At 63.6% G+C, this 20,972-nt stretch carries 20 protein-coding genes and 2 pseudogenes; 17 read left to right on the top strand and 5 right to left on the bottom strand.

Annotated features, from left to right (window positions below):
• Positions 1-60: 60 nt before the first annotated feature.
• Together AB5Y89_RS17195 and fabV are read right to left on the bottom strand one after the other, a co-directional pair.
• Positions 61-1,536 carry a YfcC family protein gene (locus AB5Y89_RS17195; protein ID WP_109113039.1) on the bottom strand — a complete coding sequence of 492 codons (1,476 nt, stop codon included), beginning with the start codon at positions 1,534-1,536 and terminating at the stop codon, positions 61-63.
• A 162-nt stretch (positions 1,537-1,698) separates the two neighbouring features.
• Complete coding sequence (fabV, locus tag AB5Y89_RS17200) at positions 1,699-2,892, bottom strand: enoyl-ACP reductase FabV (RefSeq protein WP_041212832.1); 1,194 nt, start codon at positions 2,890-2,892, stop codon at positions 1,699-1,701.
• Between the two features lie 270 nt (positions 2,893-3,162).
• On the opposite strand from fabV, the gene AB5Y89_RS17205 reads away from it, so the two are divergent.
• Both AB5Y89_RS17205 and AB5Y89_RS17210 read left to right on the top strand, forming a co-directional pair.
• Entirely contained in the window at positions 3,163-3,588 is a 426-nt protein-coding gene (locus AB5Y89_RS17205) for a DUF4124 domain-containing protein (RefSeq protein ID WP_319891763.1), read from the top strand.
• A gap of 479 nt (positions 3,589-4,067) precedes the next feature.
• Positions 4,068-5,366, top strand: a complete 1,299-nt coding sequence (locus tag AB5Y89_RS17210) for a PAS domain-containing methyl-accepting chemotaxis protein (protein WP_045525449.1) — start codon at positions 4,068-4,070, stop codon at positions 5,364-5,366.
• Positions 5,367-5,438: 72 nt separating this feature from the next.
• On the opposite strand, the gene AB5Y89_RS17215 is transcribed toward AB5Y89_RS17210, so the two are convergent.
• Together AB5Y89_RS17215 and AB5Y89_RS17220 are read right to left on the bottom strand one after the other, a co-directional pair.
• Positions 5,439-5,636, bottom strand: coding sequence for a hypothetical protein (locus tag AB5Y89_RS17215; protein WP_039038678.1), 198 nt, complete (start codon positions 5,634-5,636; stop codon positions 5,439-5,441).
• Positions 5,637-5,697: 61 nt separating this feature from the next.
• Positions 5,698-6,594: a DMT family transporter gene (locus AB5Y89_RS17220; protein WP_041212829.1), complete on the bottom strand. Its 897-nt coding sequence runs from the start codon at positions 6,592-6,594 to the stop codon at positions 5,698-5,700.
• A gap of 111 nt (positions 6,595-6,705) precedes the next feature.
• On the opposite strand from AB5Y89_RS17220, the gene rsxA reads away from it, so the two are divergent.
• The 8 genes from rsxA to gloA all read left to right on the top strand — a co-directional run bounded on the left by rsxA (position 6,706) and on the right by gloA (position 14,154).
• Entirely contained in the window at positions 6,706-7,287 is a 582-nt protein-coding gene (gene rsxA / locus AB5Y89_RS17225) for an electron transport complex subunit RsxA (protein ID WP_039038677.1), read from the top strand.
• A gap of 4 nt (positions 7,288-7,291) precedes the next feature.
• Complete coding sequence (rsxB, locus tag AB5Y89_RS17230; RefSeq protein WP_042017194.1) at positions 7,292-7,858, top strand: electron transport complex subunit RsxB; 567 nt, start codon at positions 7,292-7,294, stop codon at positions 7,856-7,858.
• 14 nt (positions 7,859-7,872) lie between these two features.
• Positions 7,873-10,506: an electron transport complex subunit RsxC gene (rsxC, locus tag AB5Y89_RS17235; RefSeq protein ID WP_368224206.1), complete on the top strand. Its 2,634-nt coding sequence runs from the start codon at positions 7,873-7,875 to the stop codon at positions 10,504-10,506.
• A gap of 3 nt (positions 10,507-10,509) precedes the next feature.
• On the top strand, positions 10,510-11,562 hold the full coding sequence (gene rsxD / locus AB5Y89_RS17240; RefSeq protein WP_010674314.1) for an electron transport complex subunit RsxD: 1,053 nt from the start codon (positions 10,510-10,512) through the stop codon (positions 11,560-11,562).
• A gap of 43 nt (positions 11,563-11,605) precedes the next feature.
• A complete protein-coding gene (rsxG, locus tag AB5Y89_RS17245; RefSeq protein WP_043156385.1) occupies positions 11,606-12,238 on the top strand; it encodes an electron transport complex subunit RsxG in 633 nt (210 codons plus the stop codon).
• A gap of 16 nt (positions 12,239-12,254) precedes the next feature.
• Positions 12,255-13,013: an electron transport complex subunit E gene (locus AB5Y89_RS17250; protein WP_010674312.1), complete on the top strand. Its 759-nt coding sequence runs from the start codon at positions 12,255-12,257 to the stop codon at positions 13,011-13,013.
• A gap of 14 nt (positions 13,014-13,027) precedes the next feature.
• A complete protein-coding gene (nth, locus tag AB5Y89_RS17255; protein WP_005302279.1) occupies positions 13,028-13,669 on the top strand; it encodes an endonuclease III in 642 nt (213 codons plus the stop codon).
• A 77-nt stretch (positions 13,670-13,746) separates the two neighbouring features.
• Positions 13,747-14,154 carry a lactoylglutathione lyase gene (gloA, locus tag AB5Y89_RS17260; RefSeq protein ID WP_128313719.1) on the top strand — a complete coding sequence of 136 codons (408 nt, stop codon included), beginning with the start codon at positions 13,747-13,749 and terminating at the stop codon, positions 14,152-14,154.
• A 69-nt stretch (positions 14,155-14,223) separates the two neighbouring features.
• Here gloA and AB5Y89_RS17265 read toward each other — a convergent pair whose 3' ends face one another.
• Positions 14,224-15,855 (bottom strand): methyl-accepting chemotaxis protein, encoded by a 1,632-nt coding sequence (locus tag AB5Y89_RS17265; protein ID WP_010674309.1) that lies wholly within the window; start codon positions 15,853-15,855, stop codon positions 14,224-14,226.
• Between the two features lie 295 nt (positions 15,856-16,150).
• Between AB5Y89_RS17265 and AB5Y89_RS17270 the strand changes: the two genes are divergently transcribed.
• The 7 genes and pseudogenes from AB5Y89_RS17270 (at position 16,151) to AB5Y89_RS17300 (ending at position 20,949) form a co-directional block, all read left to right on the top strand.
• Complete coding sequence (locus AB5Y89_RS17270; RefSeq protein ID WP_323579743.1) at positions 16,151-17,080, top strand: ZIP family metal transporter; 930 nt, start codon at positions 16,151-16,153, stop codon at positions 17,078-17,080.
• Between the two features lie 23 nt (positions 17,081-17,103).
• Positions 17,104-17,220: pseudogene (locus tag AB5Y89_RS17275) on the top strand (ZIP family metal transporter); the annotation flags it as partial.
• Positions 17,221-17,341: 121 nt separating this feature from the next.
• Positions 17,342-17,458 (top strand): annotated as a pseudogene (locus AB5Y89_RS17280) (ZIP family metal transporter); the annotation flags it as partial.
• A 142-nt stretch (positions 17,459-17,600) separates the two neighbouring features.
• Positions 17,601-18,359 carry an ABC transporter substrate-binding protein gene (locus AB5Y89_RS17285; protein ID WP_010674307.1) on the top strand — a complete coding sequence of 253 codons (759 nt, stop codon included), beginning with the start codon at positions 17,601-17,603 and terminating at the stop codon, positions 18,357-18,359.
• 100 nt (positions 18,360-18,459) lie between these two features.
• Positions 18,460-19,152 (top strand): 5'-methylthioadenosine/S-adenosylhomocysteine nucleosidase, encoded by a 693-nt coding sequence (gene mtnN / locus AB5Y89_RS17290; RefSeq protein ID WP_010674306.1) that lies wholly within the window; start codon positions 18,460-18,462, stop codon positions 19,150-19,152.
• Between the two features lie 26 nt (positions 19,153-19,178).
• Positions 19,179-20,111 carry a cobalamin biosynthesis protein gene (locus AB5Y89_RS17295; protein ID WP_368224207.1) on the top strand — a complete coding sequence of 311 codons (933 nt, stop codon included), beginning with the start codon at positions 19,179-19,181 and terminating at the stop codon, positions 20,109-20,111.
• Positions 20,104-20,949 (top strand): cobalamin-binding protein, encoded by an 846-nt coding sequence (locus AB5Y89_RS17300; RefSeq protein ID WP_368224208.1) that lies wholly within the window; start codon positions 20,104-20,106, stop codon positions 20,947-20,949. Before AB5Y89_RS17295 ends, AB5Y89_RS17300 begins: the two co-directional genes overlap by 8 nt.
• Positions 20,950-20,972: the final 23 nt, after the last annotated feature.

The following is a 20,972-nucleotide window of genomic DNA, read 5'->3' on the forward strand; positions in this document are numbered from 1 at the left end:
GCTCATGAAAAAGGCTCCCGCGGGAGCCTTTTTGTTGTCTGTCGTTTTCTATCCGCGCCATCAGCCGTGCAGCAGGGCCCCGGCCACCAGCACCACCATGGTGATCAGAGCCACCCCGATGATGAAGGGCAGCACCCAGCGCACGAAGCGATCGTAGGGGATCCTGGCGAGCGCCAGCCCCGCCACCAGGTGGGCGGCGGTGGGGGCGAACAGGTTGATCCAGCCGGAGGCGGACTGATAGGCGGTGATCACCAGATCCCGCGAGATACCGGAGAAGTCCGCCAGCGGTCCCATCAGCGGCATGGAGACGGTCGCAAGCCCCGATGTGGAGGGGATGAAGAAGCTCAGGATGATGTGCACCAGATAGGCCATCAGGATGAAGACCGACGACGACAGTCCGCTCACCAGCCCCTCGGCCCAATGCAGTATGGTGTCGATGATGACGCCGTGCTCCATCACCACATAGATGCCGCGTGCCACCGCCACCACCAGGGCCACCCCGATGAGATCCCGCGCCCCGTTCAGGAAGGTCGCCACGTAGTTGGACTCCGGCATCCGGTTGATGAGGGCAATCAGGATGGAGGCGCTGAAGAAGAGGGTGGAGAGCTCGTCGAACCACCAGCCCAGGGTGGGCAACAGATCAATGCCCAGATCCGACCAGGGCACCACCGCATAGATCATCAGCAGGAAGGTGCCGAAGAAGACCAGCATGGTGAGCTTCTGCTTGCCGCTGAAGGCGAGGTTGCCGCTCTTCATCTGGGAGAACTCGTCGTCATAAACGATATCGGCCAGCACGGAGCGGGACTTGTCCTGCTGCACCTGCCTGGCGTAGCGCATCACGAACCAGGAGGCGAAGATCACCAGCAGCAGCCACTGGATGACCCGTAGCCCTATCCCCTCACCGATGGGGATACCCGCGAAACCGGAGGCGATGCCGGTGGCAAACGGATTGACGGTGGAGGCGAGCACCCCAACCCCGGAGCCGAGCAGGATGATCCCGGCCGCCACCATGCGATCGAAGCCCGCCGCCATCATCACCGGCACGATGAGTGCCCAGAAGGCCACCGTCTCCTCCGCCATGCCGAAGGTGGAGCCACCCAGGGCGAACAGGGCGATCAGCACCGGGATGAGCAGCCGCTCGCGCCCGGCGAAGGTACGCACTATGGCCCCGACCCCGGCATCCAGCGCCCCGCTCTGCATGGTCACCGCCAGAAAGCCGCCGATGATGAGTACGAACAGTGCTACGTCCGCCGCCTTGTGAAAGCCCTGGATGGGCGCCTTGAGCACATCGAATACCCCCTGGGGTTGGGAAGGGAGCTCGGTGTAACTGCCGGGTACCGGCAGCAGTCGCTCGTCACCGCTGTAGTCGGCCACGGCCGCTGCCGCCACCGGCTGCTGGGTCTTGGCCGTCACATAGTTGTATTTGCCCGCCGGCAGCACCCAGGTGAGGGCCGCCATCAGGGCGATGATGATGAAAAGCAGGGTATAAACCGTGGGGAGCTGGCGCTTCTTGGGCGCCTCATGGGATGTGGTCATGACTTTCGTACCTCGGCGGTGCCGTCTGTGATCCGGACAGCGCAAGCCTAGCGGGTTTGTTCGGGGAAAAAGGTGATCGCGGATAATAAACCTGAGGCAACAGGTTGAGTCTGCTGCAAAAAAACAGGGCCCCGCAGGGCCCTGTCTGTGCTGACGACCGACTTACAGCTCGACCACGTCGAATTGCACGTCCGGATTCACGTCCGCATCGTAGTCCACCTCGTCCAGACCGAAACCGAACAGGCGCAGGAACTCCTGCTTGTAGCCGGTGTAGTCGGTCAGTTCACTGAGGTTCTCGGTGGTGATGGAGGGCCAGAGATCACGGCAAGTCTGCTGCACGTCTTCACGCAGTTCCCAGTCATCCATGCGGATGCGGGCCTGCTCGTCCAGCGCCATGTCGGCGCCGTACAGGCGGGTGCGCATCATGCGGTCCACCTGCTCCATGCAACCCTCGTGGATGCCCTTCTCCTTCATGATCTTGAAGGCCATGGAGATGTAGAGCGGCATCACGGGAATGGCAGAGGAGGCCTGGGTCACCACGGATTTGAGCACGGCCACGTGGGCGGTCCCCCCCTTGGCAGCCAGATCGCCACGGATGGCGGTGGCGGCGCGGTCCAGATCTTCCTTGGCGCGCCCCAGGGTGCCATGCCAGTAGATGGGCCAGGTCAGGTCGGTACCGATGTAGGAATAGGCCACGGACTTGGCGCCGTCAGCCAGCACACCCGCATCGCGCAGAGCCGCCATCCACAGCTCCCAGTCCTGGCCGCCCATGACGGTGATGGTGCTCTGGATCTCTTCCTCATTCGCCGGCTCGACGGTGGCGGTGATGATCTGATCCTTGTTGGTGTCGATGGCGGTGGAGGTGTAGACCTCGCCGATGGGTTTGAGGGCGGAGCGCACCACTTCGCCGGTGTCCGGCAGCTTGCGCACCGGAGAGGCCAGGGAATAGACCACCAGATCGATTTGACCCAGATCCTGCTTGATGAGCTCGATCACCTTGGCACGGCACTCGTGGGAGAAGGCATCGCCATTGATGCTCTTGGCGTAGAGGCCGGCCTCTTTGGCGGCCTTGTCGAAGGCGGCGGAGTTGTACCAGCCGGCGGAGCCCGTCTTGGTCTCGGAGCTCGGCTTTTCGAAGAAGACACCGATGGTGGCAGCTCCGCTGCCGAAGGCTGCGGCAATGCGGGAGGCCAGACCATAGCCGGTGGAAGCGCCGATCACCAGCACCTTCTTGGGGCCATTCTCGATGGCGCCCTTGGCTTGGGTGTAAGCGATCTGGCGACGAACATTGGCTTCACAACCGACCGGGTGGGTGGTGGTGCAGATAAAGCCGCGAACCTTGGGTTTGATGATCATGTGTTGTCTCTTATCCGTTTGATGGATGAAATCGGGGCATAAGATACCTCATTGCGGCCCGTTATGGTGCTCTGATGTGTTGAACTGCGGGGAAACAGGCCGGGATCCGTCGCTTTGTGCCGCCATGGCACACCCATTGCGCAGGAGATCTCCCCGCCATGGACCAGAGAAAAGCGACGTGAGGACCGGAATGTCGCTCCCGAAACGGGGCTGTTGTCTGACCTTGCGCCATGTACTAGTGTGCAAGGAAGAGGATTCAAGGAGGAGTCTATGTCACGCATGCTGCTCATCTCTCTCGCCTGCCTGGGGCTTGCCAACGTCCCCGTTGTCCAGGCGGCTGTCTATCAATGCGCCCGCGACGGGCGGATCACCTTCAGCGACATCCCCTGCAGCAGCGACGCCAAACCCATGGCACTCAATGTCTATACCCCCTCCCCCGAGGCGGTGGAGCAGGCGGCCAACCAGACCCGGGAGATAGAGCAGAGCCTGGCGAACGGCCAGAAACAACGCCAGGCCGAGGCGCTGCGCACCGAGATCGAGGCCAAAAAGCAGAAGATGAACAACGAGATGACCCAGATCACGGAGAACAAGGCAAGATCCCGCAATGTCTCGGCAGAGATGCAGTCGGTCACTACCCGATATCAGAAAGAGATTGAGTCCCTGAACCAGAAACTCTCCACCTTGCAGGCAAAATAAACACTCCCTGTTGCGGGACAGAAATATACCGAAGCGGCAATGTCGTCACGGGTTCACACATGCCGCACATCCAGAACATCACACCCTTGGCCGTTTATTTCTCACACCAGAGGATCAAATAGCGGCTTTTTCCCGATCCCCGTAGCCACCTAATTTCACCGCGTTCCAGAAGACTCACGTTATCCACACCGAGATCCCTGACGTGTCACAGGGTTCATATGAGGGCGATATATAGGGGCATCGTGACAATTGTCAGTGCCAAAAGAGGCGCCTTCATGCCAATATTCCCTGGGGCCCAAAGCGGTCCACGAGATAAATAACCTTGGTACGAGACCCTACAATTAAGAAGCTATTTATCAACATTGAAAAATAAAAAGTTAATTTGAGTACGATGACGACTCATCAGGACGCAATGCTATTGTTAATTTACTCATATTTGGTCGTTATCCCATTCAAGGGTCTCATGGAGGAGCGCTGTCATGTTCTGGAATCAAAAAGCAAGCAAGGAAGCCAGTGAGCAAGCGGCAAGGGTGGTGGAACTGGGGGCATTTGAACAGGCTATCCAGTTGCAGGTCCCCTTCGTCCAGTTCACCCCGGCGGGAGTGGTCACCTTCGCCAACGCGCTGTTTCTCAAGATCGTGGGATTTGAACGTGACGAAGTGATTGGCAAGCATCACAGCACCCTCTGCTTCCCCGACGACGTCAATACCCGGGATTACGAGACCTTGTGGCAGGATCTGCGCCACGGCGTCTCCCGCAGCGGTCGCTTCATTCGCCAGTCGAAATCCGGCAAGGCCGTGTGGCTGGAGGCGACCTATTTCCCCATCGTGATCGACGGCAAAGTGGTGCGGATCGCCAAGGTCGCCTCCGACGTGACCCAGCAGCAATCCACCCTGGAGCGCACCCAGGCACTGCTGGCAGCCCTGGACAAGTCCCTGGCGGTCATCGATTTCCAACCCGATGGCACCGTCATCACCGCCAACCAGAATTTCCTCAACTGCTTTGGCTATCGGCTAGAAGAGGTGGTCGGCAAGCATCATCGCCTCTTCTGTGACACCGAGTTCTACCAGAACAACCCCCATTTCTGGCAGGATCTCGGCTCGGGTGACATCAAGTCAGGGCTTTTCATGCGTCTGGGTCATCGGGGGGAGAAGATCTGGCTGGAGGCCACCTACAACCCCATCTTCAACCACGAGGGCAAGGTGGTCAAAATCATCAAGCTGGCGAGCGACATCACCGAGCGGGTGGAGAAATCCATCTCCACCCGAGAAGCGGCCCAGAAGGCGTGTGCCATCGCCAGCGAAACCGTCGCGAGCGCCGCCAGGGGGCGGGAGGTCATCGACAGGGTGCTCGACACCTCCTCTCACATCAACACCTCGGTCAATGCGGTCAGCAAGCAGATAGAGCAGCTCAACCAGCAATCCAGGAGCATCGAATCCATCATCTCCACCATCAGCGGCATCGCGGATCAGACCAACCTGCTGGCCCTCAACGCGGCCATCGAGGCGGCCCGCGCCGGGGAACAGGGACGGGGATTCGCGGTCGTGGCCGACGAGGTGAGGCAACTGGCGGCGCGCACTTCCAGCTCCACCAGCGAGATCGTCACCGTCATCAAGCACAACTCGGAGATCACCTCCCAGATCACCCAGACCGTCTCCGTCGTCTCCGACAAGGCGGTGGCAGGTCAGGAGCAGGCCACCATCATCGCCGACGTCATCAAGGAGATCATCGAGGACGCCAACTCGGTGTCGGACACCGTCAAGAGCCTCTCCATCTGAGCGACAGCTGCCAATGACAACGGGGGGCCCAGGCCCCCCGTTGTCATTGCTGTCCGCCCACCCGAAACCCGCTCAGCCATCCCCCAGGAGATAGTGTCTGGCTTCCTCGTCCGCCAGCGCGAGGGCGATGTCCCATAGCGCGGCGATGCAGAGCCCCTCCTCCCCCACAGCTTCCTCTTCCAGCGCCTCCAGGGCTCTGGCATCGGCCAGGGTAAAGGGGGGATGGCTCAACAGGCTTTTGGCCGCGGCCAGCAAGTGCATGTCGCTCATCGGTCGGCTCCTTCTTAGACAGCGTGTTTCCCTGCCCAGACTGTAGCCCAATGACGGCGACTCATCCCCCGGTGGCGACGGCCTGCGCACGCTTCCTGCCGGACGGCAGTTGGCCCACCCCGATGCCGGCCAGCACGGCGGCACAGGCCACCCATTGCAGGGCAGTGAGCGTCTCTCCCAGCAGCAGATAGGCGAGCAGCAGGGTAAAGACCGGTATGAGGTTCACATAGGCAGCCGCCAGGGTCACCTTCACCTGGGTCACCGACCAGTTGTAGAGCAGGTAGGCACCAAGTGTCACGAAGGCGCCGAGGAAGAGGATGACCCCCATGTCCTGCCAGGCCCAGCTCGCGGGCCAGGGCGCACTGAAGGCAAAGGGCGCGAAGAAGAGCATGCCGACGAAGGCCTGCAACGCTGTCAGTGTCATCACGCCGTAGCGGCTGGAGAGCTTCTTGAATACCACGGAATAGGTGGCGGCGCAGAGCATGGCGCCCATCTCCAGGCTATTGCCGAGCAGGGCGTTGGGGGCGAACTCGTCGGCGCCCTCCCCCAACCCCAGCAGGGCGATGCCAACGATGGCGATGGCAAAGCCCAGCAGCTGGCGGCGACTCACCCGCTCTCCAAGCAGTACGAAGGCCACCAGAGCCACCATCAGGGGAAGCAGGGCACAGACCATACCGGCCTGGCCGGCACTGGTGTAACGCAGGGCGTTGACTTCAAGAAGAAAGTAGAGGCAGGGCTCAAGCGCCCCCATCAGGGCCAACCAGCGCCAATCCCCCTTCTGGTAAGTGACGCGGCCAAGCTGGCGGTAGCAGAGCAGCCAGCAACAGGACGCCACCCCCATCCGCATGAAGAGCACCTGACCGAAGGACCAGATTTCCAGCACATGTTTGAGGGCGATGAAGGAGCTGGACCAGAGCAGCATGGCCAGGGTCAGCGTCAGGACGGGTAAAGGGCGCACAATGCCTCCATGAATTGGGCATTCGAATAATAACCATACGGCCTTGCGGTTGTCTAAAGGCACCTAACATCAGATAATACGGCCGCCTTCATACCGGATAACCCATCTTCAATGACTGAGTACCTGCTTTTACTGGTCGGCACCGTGCTGATCAACAACTTCGTGCTGGTGAAGTTCCTCGGCCTTTGCCCCTTCATGGGTGTCTCCGGCAAGCTGGAAACCGCCATCGGCATGGGTCTGGCCACCACCTTCGTCATGACGCTGGCCAGCGCCTGCTCCTATCTGATGGAGCACTACATCCTGATCCCGCTGGAGATCGCCTACCTGCGCACCCTGGGCTTCATTCTGGTGATCGCCGTGGTGGTCCAGTTCACCGAGATGGTGATCCGCAAGAGCAGCCCGACCCTCTATCGCCTGCTCGGCATCTTCCTGCCGCTCATCACCACCAACTGTGCCGTGCTCGGCGTGGCGCTGCTCAGCATCAACGAGCGCCACAACTTCATCCAGAGCATCATCTACGGCTTCGGGGCCGCCGTCGGCTTCTCCCTGGTGCTGATCCTTTTTGCCGCCATGCGTGAGCGGCTGGTGGCCGCCGACGTGCCGGCACCGTTTCGTGGCGTCTCCATCGCCATGGTCACCGCTGGCCTGATGTCGCTGGCCTTCATGGGCTTTACCGGCCTCATCAAGATATAACGCTATGATTCACATACTCTTTGCCATTCTGGTGCTGGCCCTGCTTGCCCTGGCCTTCGGCATCATTCTCGGCTTTGCCGCCGTCAAGTTTCATGTGCAGGCCGATCCCATCGTCGATCAGCTCGATGCTCTGTTGCCCCAGACCCAGTGCGGCCAGTGCGGTTACCCGGGCTGCAAACCCTACGCCGAAGCCCTGGCCAATGGCGACAAGATCAACAAGTGCGTGCCCGGTGGCGACGCCACCATGCGCAAGATTGCCGACCTGATGGGGGTCGAGCCCCAGTCTCTGGACGGCGGTGAAGACGCGGCAATCCCCGTAAAGAAGGTGGCCTTCATTCACGAAGACATGTGCATCGGTTGCACCAAGTGCATCCAGGCCTGTCCGGTCGACGCCATCCTGGGTGCCACCAAGGCGATGCATACCGTCATCGCGGCCGAGTGCACCGGGTGCGACCTCTGCGTCGACCCCTGCCCGACCGACTGTATTGAAATGATCCCGGTGCCGACCACGGTCGACAACTGGAAATGGGATCTGGCCAAGGTCGCCATTCCGGTCAAGATAGTGGAATAAACAGCGGAGTAACCATGCAGCATCTGCTCGAACGCATCAAAGCCGGCACTCTGTGGGATTTTCACGGCGGCATCCATCCCCCCGAGAACAAGCACCAGTCAAGCCTGACCCCCGTCGTTGACGCGGGCCTTCCCCCACAGCTCATCATTCCGGTGCGCCAGCACGCGGGTCCGGCCGGCGAACTGCTGGTGCGGGTGGGGGACAAGGTCAAGAAGGGGCAACCCCTCACCCGTTTTGACAAGGGGCGCATCGTGCCGGTGCACGCTTCCACCTCGGGCACCATCACCGCCATCGAGCAGCACACGGTGGCGCACCCCTCCGGTCTTGACGATCTCTGCATCCTCCTCACCCCGGACGGAGACGATGCCTGGGGCGAGCGCACACCCCAGCCTGACTACTGGAACCTGGAGCGGGGGGCGTTGCTCGAGCGCATCCAGCAGGCCGGCATCGCCGGGCTCGGCGGCGCCGTCTTCCCGACCCACAGCAAGCTCGACGGCCGTGGCCAGCTCACCGAGATCCTCATCGTCAACGGGCTGGAGTGCGAACCCTACATCACCACAGATGACCGTCTGATGCAGGAATACGCCGACGAGATCATGGACGGCATCCGGGTACTCAAGCACCTGCTCAAGCCCAAGCTCACCCTGATCGGGGTGGAAGACAACAAACCGGCGGCCATCGAGGCCCTGACCCGCCATGCCAGCGACGCCGACGTGCTGGTCAAGTCGGTACCGACCAAGTACCCCTCCGGCGGCGCCAAACAGACCATAGAGCTGCTCACCGGACGCCAGGTGCCCAAGGGAGGCCGGGCGGTCGACATGGGCATCATGGTGCTCAACGTCGCCACCGTCTTTGCCATCAAGCGCGCCATCATCGATGGGGAGCCGCTCATCGAGCGCATCGTCACCCTCACCGGCGACGCCTTCAAGAAACCCGGCAATGCCTGGGTGCGTCTGGGCACGCCGGTACGCTGGCTGCTCCAGCGTTTCGAGCTGCAACCGGAGGCGGATCAGCGGGTCATCATGGGGGGCCCCATGATGGGCTTCACCCTGCCCCACGCCATGGTCCCCGTGGTCAAGGCCACCAACTGCCTGCTCTCCCCCACCCGCGCCGAGCTGCCGCCCCCCGGCCCGGAACAGGCCTGCATCCGTTGCAGTGCCTGCGCCGATGCCTGCCCCGCCACCCTGCTGCCCCAGGAGCTTTACTGGTACAGCCGGGTCAAGGAGTACGACAAGGCCGAGAAGCTCAACCTCTTTGACTGTATCGAGTGCGGCGCCTGTGCCTGGGTCTGCCCGAGCGAAATCCCCCTGGTGCAGTACTACAAGATCGCCAAGGATGACATCCGCGAGGCCCGTGCCGAGGCCGAGAAGGCCGAACGTGCCAAGCAGCGCTTCGAGGCCAAGCAGGCTCGCTTCGAGCGTGAGAAGGCGGCCCGCGAAGCCCGCCACGCCGAGGCCGCAGCCCAGCGTCGCCAGGCCATGACGACGGCCGGGGGCGAAGATCCGGTCGCCGCCGCCCTGGCCCGCATCAAGGCCAAACAGGAGACGGCCCAGGTGGCCGTGAGTGAACCCGCACCGGACAACGAGGCCATGATTGCCGCCCGTGAGGCGCGCAAGCAGGAGGCCATCGCCCGTCGTGCCGCCAAGGCCGCCAATGGCGAGGGCAATGGGCTGGCTGACCCCCCGGCACCTGGGGAGCAACATCCCAAGGCAGAGCTGGATCCCAAGAAGGCCGCCATCGCCGCCGCCCTGGCACGTGCCAAGGCCAAGAAGGCCGCCCAGGCGCACGGTGACGGGCCGGTGGTCGCGGATAAGACATCCGTGAACACAACCGAACACGCCGTTGAGGCCCCGGCCGCCGCATCCGAACCCGCCGCAGAGGTGGACCCCAAGAAGGCGGCCATTGCCGCCGCCATCGCCCGGGCCAAGGCCAAGAAGGCCGCTCAGGCGCAAGGTGATGCACCGGTGGTCGCGGGTGAGACATCCGTGAACACAACCGAACACGCCGTTGAGGCCCCGGCCGCCGCATCCGGGCCCGCCGCCGAGGTGGATCCCAAGAAGGCGGCCATCGCCGCCGCCATCGCCCGGGCCAAGGCCAAGAAAGCCGCACAGGCCCAAGGTGATGGGCCGGTGGTCGCGGGTGAGACATCCGTGAACACAAGCGATAACGCCGTTGAGGCCCCGGCCGCCGCATCCGAGCCCGCCGCCGAGGTGGACCCCAAGAAGGCGGCCATTGCCGCCGCCATCGCCCGGGCCAAGGCCAAGAAAGCCGCACAGGCCCAAGGTGACGCGCCGGTGGTCGCGGGTGAGACATCCGTGAACACAAGCGATAACGCCGTTGAGGCCCCGGCCGCCGCATCCGGACCCGCCGCCGAGGTGGACCCCAAGAAGGCGGCCATTGCCGCTGCCATCGCCCGGGCCAAGGCCAAGAAAGCCGCCCAGGCGCAAGGTGACGCACCGCTGGACGCAGGTGGCATCTCCGCAAACACAAGCGATGCCGCCACCGCCGAGGCCCCTGCCGCCGCATCCGGACCCGCCGCCGAGGTGGACCCCAAGAAGGCGGCCATCGCCGCCGCCATCGCCCGGGCCAAAGCCAAGAAGCTGGCGGCCGAGGCTGCCTCCTCCCCTTCGACCGACAAGAGCCACTGATCCATGTTCAATATCGCGAGTGCGCCTTTTGCCCACAACCGCAAACAGACCCAGACCCTGATGGTGCTGGTGATCCTGGCCTGCCTGCCCGGCTTCCTGGCGCAGACCTGGTTCTTCGGCTGGGGGACCCTGATCCAGATCCTGCTGGCGCTGGTCACGGCCCTGGGTTCGGAGGCCCTGGTCCTTCGCCTGCGCGGCCGCCCCGTCAAACCGGCCCTGCTGGATGGCAGCGCGGCGCTCACCGCCGTGCTCATCGGTCTCTCCCTGCCCCCCCTGCTGCCCTGGTGGATGCTGGTGCTGGGCACGGCGTTCGCCATCATCATCGCCAAGCATCTCTATGGCGGGCTCGGTCAGAACCTGTTCAATCCTGCCATGGTGGCCTATGTGCTGCTGCTGGTCTCCTTCCCGGTCCAGATGACCAGCTGGCTGCCCCCCTCCAGCATCGCCGCCTACGACATCGGCTTCGCCGATGCGGCCTCGGTGATCTTCACCGGCTTCAGCCTCGACGGCTACAGCATGCTGCAGCTCAAGCAGGGGGTGGATGGCCTGACCATGGCCACGCCGCTGGATACCTTAAAGACCGGACTGACCCAGGGACTGACCGCCACCGAAGTGATGACCCACAAGGTCTTCGAGGGCTGGGGTGGTATCGGCTGGAGCTGGGTCAACCTCGGCTACCTGCTGGGAGGCCTCTTCCTGCTCCAGCAGAAAGTGATCAACTGGCGCATTCCGACTGCCGTGCTGGGCGCATTGCTGCTCGCTGCTACCCTGGGCTATCTGGCCACCCCGGATGCCACCGCCACCCCCATGCTGCACCTGTTCAGCGGTGCCACCATGCTCGGGGCCTTCTTCATCGCCACCGATCCGGTGAGTGCCAGCACCACCGCAAAGGGGCGCCTCGTCTACGGTGTGCTCATCGGCGTGCTGGTCTATGTCATCCGCCGTTTTGGCGGCTATCCGGATGCCTTCGCCTTCGCCGTGTTGCTGGCCAACCTGTGCGTTCCCCTGATTGACAGTCTGACCCGCCCCAAGGTCTATGGAGCCCGTCGCAAATGAACCCCCATCTGAATTGCCGCAGACGCGAGACAGGGAGCCTCCCATGTTGAAAAGCATGCGCAAGAATGGCCTGACCCTGGCCCTCTTTGCCCTCGGCTGCACCGCCATGGTGGTGCTGACCAACGAACTGACCCGGGATCGCATCGCCCACCAGCAAGAGCTGGAGAAGCTGCGCACCCTGCAGGCCCTGCTGCCCGAGGGGAGTTATGACAACGATCTGGTGGCCAGTTGCAAGCTGGTCAGCAGCCGGGAATACTTGGGCAGCGATGAGCCCATGCCCCTCTATACCGCCACCCTCAAGGGGGTGCATACCGGCTACGCGCTGGAAACCGTGGCCCCCGATGGTTACAGTGGAGCCATTCGCATGGTGGTCGGCACCGATGCAAAGGGGGCCGTCAGCGCGGTCAGGGTGCTGGCCCACAAGGAAACCCCGGGGCTTGGTGACAAGATAGAGCTGAAGAAATCCAGCTGGATCGACAGCTTCACCGGCAAGTCCCTCACGGCCGACAACGACACCACCTGGGCGGTGAAGAAGGATGGCGGCGAATTCGACGCCTTCACCGGGGCAACCATCACCCCGCGGGCCGTGGTCAAGGCAGTGAAAAATTTGCTGAGGCTGCAACAGGAGCACCCCGAACTGCTGCACGATGCCCCCTCCTGCCATACCAACCCCTAACGCCGGAGCACACGCTATGGAACAAGTCGACGTGATTGACACTGCCAGCCAACCCGCCGGGGAAAGTGGCCGCCGCGAAGAGCTCAAGGAGCTGATGCTGCAGGGACTGTGGAAGAACAACCCCTCCCTGGTGCAGGTGCTGGGGCTCTGCCCCACCCTGGCGGTCTCCTCCACCTTTACCAATGCGCTGGGGCTCGGCCTTGCCACCATGGTGGTACTGGTCTGCTCCAACCTCGCCGTCTCACTGGTGCGCAACTGGGTGCCCAAGGATATCCGCATCCCGGTCTACGTGATGATCATCGCGGCCCTGGTGACCAGCGTGCAGCTGTTGATGAACGCCTACACCTACGGCCTCTATCAGGCGCTCGGCATCTTCATCGCCCTCATCGTCACCAACTGCGTCATCATCGGCCGCGCCGAAGCCTATGCCTCCAAGAACCCGCCCCTGCTTGCCGCCCTCGACGGCTTCATGATGGGGCTGGGCTTTACCCTGGTGCTGCTGGTACTGGGGGGCCTTCGCGAGATCATCGGCATGGGCACCCTGTTTGACGGTGCCGAGCTGCTGCTGGGTGACTGGGCCAAGTCATTGCGCGTCGAGCTGTTCCACGCCGACGCCAGCCTGCTGCTGGCGATCCTGCCCCCCGGCGGCTTCATCGGCCTCGGTTTGATGATCGCCGGCAAAAACGCCATCAACGACTGGATGGGCCGCAAGCAGAGTGCCGAGAAGGCCCACTGCACCGTGCCGGCGGCGGGCGCCCGCACTACCCAGCTCTGAGACAAGAGAGAGCCATGAACAACCAGAAACGCAGGCTGATCTTGGAGCGGTTGCGCGATGACAACCCCCATCCCACCACAGAGCTCAACTTCACCACGCCCTTCGAGCTGCTCATCGCCGTGCTGCTCTCGGCCCAGGCCACCGACGTGAGCGTCAACAAGGCCACCGACAAGCTCTATCCGGTGGCCAACACCCCCCAGGCCATGCTGGATCTGGGGGTGGACGGGGTCAAGGAGTACATCAAGACCATCGGCCTGTTCAACACCAAGGCCGAGAACGTCATCAAGACCTGCGCCATTCTGCTGGAGCGCCACGGCGGCGAGGTGCCGGAGAATCGCGAGGCCCTCGAGGCCCTGCCCGGCGTCGGCCGCAAGACGGCCAACGTGGTGCTCAACACCGCCTTCGGCTGGCCCACCATCGCCGTCGACACCCATATCTTCCGGGTCTCCAACCGCACCGGCTTTGCAGTGGGCAAGAACGTCGATCAGGTGGAGGAGAAGCTGCTCAAGGTGGTCCCCGCCGAGTTCAAGCTGGACGTGCATCACTGGCTCATCCTGCATGGGCGTTACACCTGTCTCGCCCGCAAGCCCCGCTGCGGCTCCTGCATCATCGAAGATTTGTGCGAATACAAAGAGAAGGTCTATCCCGAGAGTTGATCTGCAGGCCTCTGCGGATCCGGTCTCGGGCCATGGATTCAAGGCAGTACCAATCCACCAACCCGGAGAATTGAGCAATGAGAATTCTGCATACCATGTTGCGCGTCGGCGATCTGCAACGTTCCATCGACTTCTACACCCGAGTGCTGGGCATGACACTGCTGCGCAAGAGCGAGAACAGCGAATACAAGTACACCCTGGCCTTCGTCGGCTACGGCGACGAGAAGGATGAAGCCGTCATCGAGCTCACCTACAACTGGGGCGTGAGCGAGTACGAGATCGGTTCCGCCTATGGTCACATCGCCCTGGAAGCGGACGACATCTATGCCACCTGCGAGGCGCTGCGCGCCGCCGGCGCCAAGATCACCCGCGAACCGGGCCCGGTGAAGGGCGGCACCACCGTTATCGCCTTCGTGGAAGACCCGGACGGTTACAAGATTGAGCTGATTGCCAAGAAAGACGCCGGTACCGGCCTGGGCGCCTGAGCCCACGCCGCCTGGCGGTGAGAAAAACAACGGGGCCCAGGGCCCCGTTTTCATTGGCTGCGGCCACCGTCAGGCCAGGCGGAAGCGCCCCATGCTCTGGCGCAGACCCGCCGCCAGCTGGCTCAGCTCCAGACAGGCTTTGGCGGTGTGATCCGCGCCGGTCGCGACCTCGTTGGAGGAGTCGTTGATGCGCGCCACGTTGCGGCCCAGCTCATCGGAGACCGCATCCTGCTCGCCACAGGCACTGGCAATCTGGATCGCCATGTCGGCTATCTGGGCCACCGCCTCTTCAATCTGACGAATGCCCGCACTGGTGCGTTCGCTCTGGCTCACGCACTGGCGGATCATCTCGCAGCTCTGGCCGGTCACCGACTTCGCCCGATTGGCACGAGCCTGCAGGGTCTCGATGATGGCGACGATTTCGCCGGTGGAGGCCTGGGTACGCCCCGCCAGGGTGCGCACCTCGTCGGCCACTACCGCAAAGCCGCGCCCCTGCTCACCGGCACGGGCCGCCTCGATGGCGGCATTGAGTGCCAGCAGGTTGGTCTGGTCGGCAATGCCGCGAATGACATCCACCACCAGGTTGATCTGGGCAGACTCTTTCTCCAGTTCACTCACCAGGTTGCCCGCCTGCTCCATCTCACCGGCCACCCGGGTGATGGCATCCAGTGCCCCCTGCACATCCTGACTGCCGCGACGAGCCAGGGCATTGGCGGAGCTTGCCGACTCCGAGGCCACCTCGGTGTTGCCCGCCACATCCGCTACCGTCGCCTTCATCTGGGCCATGGCGGTGGCGACCTGGGCTATCTCCTGCTGCTGGCTCTGGATCCCCTGGGATGATTGCTCGGAGACCGCGCTCACCTCCTCGATGGCGGCCCCCAGCTGGGTCACGGCGGCGGCCACCTCCTCGATGAGCCCACGCAGGTTGTCCTGCATCTTGAGGGAGGCGCTGGCCAGCATCCCCAGTTCGTCCTGCCCGATGTGCTGGCGATCCAGCCGATGGGTCAGATCCCCCAGGGCGATGGCATTGGCCTGGGCCACCACGGCTTGCAGGGGCAGGCAGATCTGGCGGGTGAGGAACCAGGTCATGACCCCCATAAAGATCAGCAGGGTCGCGATGCTCACCACGGCAAAGGTCATCACCATGGTGACGCTGCCAAGCAGGCTGCCACGGTTCTCTTCCACAAAGCCAAGATTCACCTTCACCAGGGCACGCACCGCCAGCTCCAGCTCGGTGTAGAGCCCGTTCGAGCGAAACAGCGCCTCCCTGGCCTCATCCCTGCTGCCCTGGAACAACAGGGCATCCACCTGGTTGACGGCCCCCAGATATTGCAGCCACTGCTGCTTGACGCGGTTGAAGGCCTGGCGTTCATGCTCGGCCCCCACGGTTGCCTCGTAGGCATCCATGACCTGCTGCACCTTGCCCAGGCTCTCCTGGATGCGGGCGCGGCGAACCTGCCTGTCGACGGCATCTTCCACCATCAGCAGGGCAAACTGGGCACGGCGCACATAGGAGACGTCGTAGAGCAAGTTGTCCACCGAGAGCACGCTTGGCAGGGTGGAGTCGGTGAAGTTCAATACCCGATCCCGAATGTCCCGCAGTTCGGTGGCGAGAAATAGGCCGAAGACGGCGTTGATGACGGCAATGACCGCAAAGACGGCGGCAATCTTCTTGCCGATGGAGAGATGCTTGTAAGACATGTTGGCTGGTGATCCTCGACTGCAGATGTGCAGTGACACAATGATCACATCCGTGTAAGCGGTGACCCGAGACTCCTGACGGGAAATGACGATGGGAGCGAAGAGAGGGGATCCCTTGCTTCCCGCTCGCCCCACGCCGGGCCTTGTGCCCGCCACGAGGCTGCCAGCACAGGAGCGACCAGCTCGACGCAAAACTTGAGCCGATTGCCACAATCGGTCCGCCGTCATGGACAAAGCAGGGGCCAGGTTATGTAATGGCCGCTCGTCTCTCCCCATTCCTGTCTTCAGAGGCCCCATGGACAACATATCGACCCTCTCCCCTTCCTGGTCTGTCCAACTGCGCGAGCAGATAGCGGATCGCCCCCTCATCGCCCTAGGGCTGCTGCTCGCCCTGGTCGCCGTGCTGCTGCTCTTGGTGCAGAGTCTCGTCATGCTGGCAGCAGGAGAGATCACGCCCGGAGTACGCTATGGCCTCATCGGCGGCGCTGCGGGTTTTGCCGCCACGGCGCTGGGCGCCCTGCCTGCCCTGTTCCTGCGCGCCGTTCCCCAACGGGTGGAAGATGCCATGCTGGGGTTCGCCGCCGGCATGATGCTGGCGGCGAGCGCCTTCTCCCTGCTGCTGCCGGGGCTCGAGGCCGCCGAGGGGATCACGGGTGACGGCTTCCTCGCCGCCGCCGTGGTGGTGGCTGGTATGACCCTCGGGGTGCTGCTGATGCTGGGACTGGATCAATTCACCCCTCACGAACACGACAAGACCGGCCCCTGTGGTCCCGGCCATGAGAGCTGCTCACGGGTCTGGCTGTTCGTCTTCGCCATCGCCCTGCACAACCTGCCCGAAGGCATGGCCATCGGGGTCAGCTTCTCCCAGGGGGACATGACGGTGGGACTGCCGCTTACGACCGCCATTGCCCTGCAGGACATTCCCGAAGGGCTGGCGGTGGCGCTGGCCATGTGCGCAGCCGGTTTTCGCCCGTCGGTGGCCGTGCTGGTCGCCATCGGCAGCGGCCTGCTGGAACCGCTCGGCGCCCTGCTCGGGGTCGGACTCGCCAGCGGCATGGCCATCGCCTACCCCATCGGCCTCGGGCTCGCGGCCGGTGCCATGCTGTTTGTGGTCTCCCACGAAGTGATCCCGGAAACCCATCGCAACGGCCACCAGACCTACGCCACCCTGGGCCTGATGGCAGGCTTCGCCCTGATGATGACCCTGGATACAGCCCTGGGATGAAACGCCGATGCCCCATGCAACCCGTGGTCTCCCACGAAGTGCTCCCGGAAACCCATCGCAACGGCCACCAGACCCACGCCACCCTGGGTCTCATGGCGGGCTTCGCCCTGATGATGACGCTGGATACAGCCCTGGGATGAAACGCCGATGCCCCACAACGGCCACCAGACCCACGCCACCCTGGGCCTGATGGCAGGGCTTCGCTCTGATGATGACACTGGATACAGCCCTGGGATGAAACGCCGATGCCCCATGCAACCCGTGGTCTCCCACGAAGTGATCCCGGAAACCCATCGTAACGGCCACCAGACCCACGCCACCCTGGGTCTCATGGCGGGCTTCGCTCTGATGATGACCCTTGACACCGCGCTCGGCTGATCACCCCCCTCAAGCCCCGTGCACCCGGTGACGACAGCGCGAACCCCTTGAAATAAGAGGGGGAAATCGCCTAATGTTGAGCCCCCGGCGCCCTTTGACTGGTTGATGTACGGCGCCTGAATCCCATCGGAAGCCTGCCCGGATGACCCTCAGGATAATCCTGCTGCTGTGTCTGCTTGTCCTCACCGCCAGGGCCATTGGCGCCACCGAGGTCTTTCATACGGCCGCGCAGCAGGCGTCGTCCCCCAAGTACGTGACGCTCCCCGACGGGCATGTCGGCGGGATCTGCGTCGATCTCTTCCGGCTTATGGAAGCAAGGGAGCCAGCCCTTCGCATTGAGGGAGATCAGCGCTTCCTGCCGCTGCGACGGCTGGAAAAGAAGGTGCAGCACGGTCAGCTGGACTTCATCTGCGGCGTGGGGGAGAGCCCGGCCAGGCGGGATCACTTCATCGTCCTGACTCCCGCCATCTTCACGGTGCGCTACCACCTGGCGGTGCGCCGTGACGATCCCGTCGAGATACGCAGCTGGCAGGATGTCAGGGCCCTCGGCCAGGCGGGCATCATCCTCATCAACCATGGCAGCGGCGCCATCGCCCGGCTCCAGGACATCGGCGGCCTCATCATCGACAGCGGCGGGATCAGCAACCAGGCCAACTACGAGAAGTTGTTGATGAAGCGCGGCCGTTTCGTCTACTACCGCTCCCCGGGGTTTGAGTCCGACTTGCGCGAACAGGGGCTGGCCGACAAGATCCGCATCCTCCCCACCGTGATGGAAGAGACTCCCTTCTACATCCTGTTCCATCGCCACAGTGCCCCCGAGCGCCTGACCCTGTTCGCCAACACCCTGCAACGGCTCGCAGACAGTGGTGAACTGGCCGCCCTGGCCAGACGCTACCCCTGACCCCCCATCCGCGCCATCGCAATGCTCGGCGCCACCGCCAAGTTTTGCTATCATCCACGCCAACTTTTTCGGCCCAGCGGCCATCGAGACGAGGTAGATGATGAAAGTAGGTATTATCGGCGCCATGGAGCAGGAAGTAGCCCTCCTGCGCAGCCAGCTGAGCGAGCCCACCACCCTGCAACTGGGCGGCTGCGAGTTCTATCAGGGCAAGCTGGCCGGTAAAGAGGTGATCCTGACCCGCTCCGGCATCGGCAAGGTCGCCGCCAGCGTCGCCACCAGCCTGCTGCTGGAGAAGTTCGCTCCCGATTGCGTCATCAACACCGGTTCTGCCGGCGGCTTCGCCCAGGATCTGCACATCGGTGACGTGGTCATCGCGAGCGAGATGCGCTTCCACGACGTGGACGTGACCGCCTTCGGTTACGAAATGGGCCAGATGGCCCAGCAGCCCGCCGCCTTCCCCTGCGACGAAAAACTCATCGCCCTGGCACAGGCCTGCATTGCCGAGCAAGGCAAGCACCAGACCAAGGTCGGACTCATCTGCACCGGCGATCAGTTCATGTGCAAGCCGGACGCCATCGCGAAAGCCCGTGCCGACTTCCCGCAGATGCTGGCGGTGGAGATGGAAGGGGCCGCCATCGGCCAGGTGTGCCACATGTTCAAGGTGCCCTATCTGGTGGTACGGGCCATGTCGGACATCGCCGGCAAGGAGCAGGTGGAATCCTTCGATGCCTTCATCGAGGTGGCGGGTCAACACTCCGCCGAAGTGATCATCGCGCTGCTCGGCAAGCTGTGATCGACGCCCCCTCCTGGGATGCCCTGATGACCGCCCTCGCCTCCACGACGGCGGCCATCATGGTGGGGGCCGCCCTGCTGGAGGCCCTGCTGCCCTGGCCCGCACGCTTTCGACCCGGCGCAGCCGTGCCTCTGCTCACCCGCCTCGGCCAGAAGGTCTATCGCCCCGACGGCACGCCACGCCAGCAGAGCCAGGCCGGGCTCCTTGCCCTGCTGGTGGTCTGGGTGCCCTGCGCTGCCGGTCTCTGGGCGGTGCGCAATCTCTCCCTGTCCGAGCCCCTGTTCGACCTCCTGTTCCTGCTGCTGATGCTCGAATCCCGCCCCTTGCGGGAACTCGCCCGGGGGAGCTGCGCCCTGGCGACCCAGGAGACGCTGGTCGTGGCGAGGCTGCAGGTCGCCCCTTGGCTCAAGCGGGAGACCGGCAAGCTCTCGGTGATGGGGTTGAACAAGGCGGTGAGCGAGACCTGCGTACTGCGCCTCGTCGGTCAGTGGGCCGCCCCCCTGCTGGGCTTCGCCCTGGCCGGGGTACAGGGTGCCCTGCTGGTGCGGCTCGCCCAGTTGACCCATCTGGCGTGGAACCCCAAGCAAAGCGCGTTCGTCCACTTCGGCCGCCCGGCTGCGGCGCTCTATCAGGGTTTCTGCGCCCCCGCCATCCTGTTGCTGGCGCTCCCCCTGTGCCTGACCCAGGTGCGCGGACTGGGCAACAGAGTGCGACCTGCGCTGCATTGGCCCCATCCCGCCATGGGGGTCCTGCTCGCGCTGCTGGCCCGGGCGACGGGCCGCCGACTCGGCGGCCCCCGCTACTATCAGGGTCAGCTGGTGCGCTTTCCGGTATTTGATGAAAGGAGCGAACCCGATGCCAACCTGCCCCTGCGCCTGCTGCAACGTCTGCAACTGACCGGCTGGGGCTGGCTCGGGCTCTCGCTGCTCCTGACATGGATGGCGCTCAATCATGGCTGATCGCGTTTCCCTTCGTGCCCTGGGCCTGCTTGTCTGCCTGCTGGGCACCTCACTGTGCGCCATGGCCACCCCGCCGCAGCGCATCGTGAGCCTCACTCCCCATCTGACGGAACTGCTGTTCGATATCGGCGCCGGGGATCGCGTGGTCGCCACCGACGATGCCTCCGATTACCCCGCCGAGGTGGCCAACCTCCCCCGGGTGGCCAACTATCGCAGTATCAACCTCGAGGCGCTGCTGGCCCAGAAGCCGGATCTGGTAGTGGCCTGGCGCTCCGCCCAGGCCCGCATGCTGGGCCCGGTCGAGCGCCTCGGTATTCCCGTCTTCTACTCGGAGCCCACCGACTTTGCCTCCCTGGCCACCGAGATGCGCAGCCTGGGGCACCTTCTCGGGCTCACGCCCAGAGCCGACGAGCAAGCCCGCGCCTATCTGACCCGGCTCGACGCCCTGGCGGCGCGCTACGGCGAGCCCAAGTCCCTGTCTGTCTTCTATCAGCTCTGGTACCCACCGCTCACCAGCGTCAATAATTCGACCTGGCCGGGGCAAGCCATCACCCTCTGCGGCGGACGCAACATCATGGCGAAGGCGGGAGCAGCCTACCCCCAGGTCGGGCTGGAGCAGGTGATCAAGGCCAATCCCGGGCTTATCCTGGCTGGCGGCCAGGATCCTTCCGTGCTGGATCACTGGCGGCAGTGGCCCATGCTGGACGCCGTCAAACACCAGCGGCTCGCCCTCATCAACGCCGATGAACTGCACCGTTTCACCCCCCGCGCCCTCAACGCGGTGGAGCAGATATGCGAGGCGATAAATTTATCAACTATTTCTTCTCAAACAGATTAATGCTTTACGGCTAACTTGATATA

The sequence above is a fragment of the Aeromonas sp. s4 genome, assembly GCF_040907855.1.
In the GTDB taxonomy this organism is placed as follows: Bacteria; Pseudomonadota; Gammaproteobacteria; order Enterobacterales; family Aeromonadaceae; genus Aeromonas; species Aeromonas caviae.